This window comes from Eubacterium sp. AF15-50, assembly GCF_934835595.1.
Taxonomy (GTDB): domain Bacteria; phylum Bacillota; class Clostridia; order Lachnospirales; family Lachnospiraceae; genus Eubacterium_G; species Eubacterium_G segne.
Genome location: NZ_CAKVZL010000087.1, coordinates 1 through 3,123, shown reverse-complemented (window position 1 = coordinate 3,123; position 3,123 = coordinate 1). Strand labels below are relative to the sequence as shown.

Annotated in this window: 3 protein-coding genes and 1 pseudogene (1 of these 4 only partly in view); all 4 read right to left on the bottom strand. The window is 34.4% G+C overall.

Features of this window, described 5'->3' with window-relative positions; all coding sequences use genetic code 11:
• Window positions 1–160 (bottom strand): annotated as a pseudogene (locus tag Q5O73_RS08895) (YerC/YecD family TrpR-related protein); it reaches 149 nt to the left of the window's first position.
• 109 nt (window positions 161–269) lie between these two features.
• Window positions 270–1,094: a hypothetical protein gene (locus tag Q5O73_RS08890; protein WP_147365647.1), complete on the bottom strand. Its 825-nt coding sequence runs from the start codon at window positions 1,092–1,094 to the stop codon at window positions 270–272.
• A 13-nt stretch (window positions 1,095–1,107) separates the two neighbouring features.
• The gene (locus Q5O73_RS08885; protein WP_302669510.1) at window positions 1,108–2,397 is read right to left on the bottom strand and encodes a class D sortase; all 1,290 of its coding nucleotides are present in this window, start codon (window positions 2,395–2,397) and stop codon (window positions 1,108–1,110) included.
• Between the two features lie 29 nt (window positions 2,398–2,426).
• A partial coding sequence (hslO, locus tag Q5O73_RS08880; RefSeq protein ID WP_302669509.1) for an Hsp33 family molecular chaperone HslO occupies window positions 2,427–3,123 on the bottom strand: 697 nt, incomplete at its 5' end.

The following is a 3,123-nucleotide window of genomic DNA, read 5'->3' as shown; positions in this document are numbered from 1 at the left end:
CTCTTAGCATCTTTGCCACCTCATAGCGCTGGGAAATGGATAACAGTTCGTTTACCGTACACACATCCTCAAAAAATGTATAACATTCTTCCTTGTCCTTTAAACATAAAATAGCATCAAACAAATGATCAACTTCTGTTGTTCTTATTTTTTTACTCATAATTCAAACCTCCGGCTATTAATAATAACCCTGTAAATCTATTCTATTTTTACATTTTAGCACTCTAAAGTTTGAAAGTCCAGTAATTTATAACTATTTTTAATATTTCTTAATTTCTAAACTTCTTTCTTGAGATTATAAATACCAAAATCACACCAATTACCATTAATATAATTCCCATTATAACCTGCATTAAAAATTCGTGACCTACATAATAAGTAAAAAATCTTCTCATATATGCATCAGATATATTAAATTTATAAATAAATCCGTTAGAAATCAATGCTGCAAACAGGGTTAATAATGTAACCCCTGCTCCTAATACTCCGTAAGCAATATACCGCATTCCGCGATATGTTTTCGACCTTGATGCCACCAGATAGAACATACACAATATTGCAATAAGAACACAAACAGGTATTCCTATTAAAAACAGCTTTGTAAAAATGTTAATCATTTTTGCAATATATTCAGAACATGGAATAACCATTTTCTTTTGGTAGATTTTTTCCACCTTATTGATGTATTCATCTAAAGATTTCTGCTGCTCATCCGTTAATTTTCCTTTATATTGCTTCTTTATATTCCGGGTTATTTTTGTCTTTATATATGAAGTATTTATAACCGCTTTTTCCTCATTAATATCAGCGGATAAGGTTGCCATTAAATCTCTCATGGCATTTTTTCTTATAAACACACCATTTAAATCATTACTTTCAATTCCATAAGGAATGCCTATGTTATAAGCCTCTTCCTTTAATTCTGAACAGATTTTAGTAAACAGACCCACCTTGTCATATGCGTGAAATACGGCACGTTCACTAAACATACTGTACTTTCCCATTCCAATTAAAGATATTCCCATTATGCACAGCATGAGAATAAATGTCAGTATATAACTTATGATTCTTCTTCGTATTATTCTTCCTTTCACTGCCATGCACCTCCTAGTATTGAATATCCGGACCGGTTACCTTGTCCAGATATACAAACATTCTCTTTTCCTTCGTACCCTTTAACTTACCAAATGGATAGCATGCATATAAAACAAGGCTTTCTTTATCTGCACTAAGGTCATATGCCTCATCATATTTATCTTTCTCTACAATTTTAATATCCTTAACTTTATATTCATAAACTCCATATTCCGTTGTAAATTCAAAAGTCTGCCCCTTCTTAACCTTTTCAAGTTTCTTAAAATATGTAGTATCATGGGCACCAATTAATATTGTTCCCCCTTCTCCCGGAAGAAAACTTCCATTATACTGACCTGCACCTTTTTTAAGAATATTTCCTCTGTCACCAAAATAAACCGGAGCTTTTAACTGTAACTTATCACAGGTTATTTCACCATACTGGTCTCCGTATTTTGGAGTTGGTATATCTGAAAGTTTAATTGTCTTTTTCTGCTTATCCTTCTTAACTGTAGTTTTAACAAACTGCCTGTTACTTTCAACATAGACAGGCTGAGTATTAATAAAATTGTTCTTAACACTTGATGCTATATCGTCAAAAAATGTCATTCCCACCATTACGGCTCCAATTACAATTAATCCCATAATGATAGGTACAAAACAGTAACGGAGAATCTGCTTTACAGCCTTGTATGAAAATGTCTGCATTCTGGCTCTTCTTGTACGTCTGTTAGCCACTTCCAATTCACTTTCATCCTCATCATCTTCATATGTATCGCTATTTCGTCTTATTTTTCTTCCCCATCTTCCAAGGTTTAATAAAAGACCTATGATACATAAACCAATAATAGCTGTAAATATTAATTCCGTAGGCATCACTGATTTTTCATTTCCTGTATTTTTTACAACATCCTGAAAATCCAGTACAATATATCCTGATGAATCCGTAAAATAAAATACATTTTCCCTGCTGTCATAGGACAATAATAAACCTATTGCTGAACCAGCCTTTTCAAAACGGATATAGCTATCCGCCATTTCTTTAGGTGTATCTCCATTTTTTCCGGACAAAGCTTCGCCTAAATACTTAACAAAATCCTCTGCCTCTCCTTTTCCCAGTGAAATATCATCCTGGCAAAAATAATTTTTCAGCTGATTTATATATCTTTGCTGTACTTTGGCAGGAAATTTATCTTCTGATATTTTCTCTAAGACATAGCTTTCGTTTTTGTCTAATTGTCCTGCATTTACACTGTTGTTCATCAAACCTGTCATAAATAAACTGCAAATCATTATCATAACAGTAGTTACTATTTTTTTCACCTTGTTTCCTCCATAAATTAACCTATTCCCTATTGATACTGCTTTCGCAATGTTTTCAATTCTTCCACACTGAATTTATAAGTTGTATTACAGAAATCACATTTAACGTCTATTTCCTTGCCGTCATTTATGATTTCATCTAAATCTTTTTTACTTATGCCTGCTAATGCCTTTACAATTTTCTCCTTACTGCAGGTACACTTAAATCCGGTTTCGATTTTGTCTGTAAACTCAACACCCATATCTCCCATAACTTCTGTAAGAATATCCTCAGGTGTCATGCCCTTTTCCAGCATTTCCGTTACACTGGAAATACTGTTAATTCTTTTTTCCAGCTTGTCTATTACCTCTTCTTCCGCAAAAGGCATAAGTTGTACAATAAATCCACCTGCCTGCTTTACGGTATTGTCCTTTGACATAAGAACTCCCAGTCCCACTGCTGACGGAACCTGCTCCGATGCCGCAAAATAATAAGTTAAATCCTCTGCCACTTCACTGGTGCCAAGAGGGACCTGGCTGGAATAAGGCTCCTTAAGTCCCATATCCTTAATTACCGTAAGGGTTCCATAACCTATGGCAGCGCCTACATCTAATTTTCCTGCATAATTTGCCGGAATAATAACATTGGGATTTCCCACATATCCTTTTACATTTCCGTGAGAATCTGCTGTAACCGTAACACCGTTTATAGGGCCGTCACCTTTCATCATAATGGTGAGCATGTCC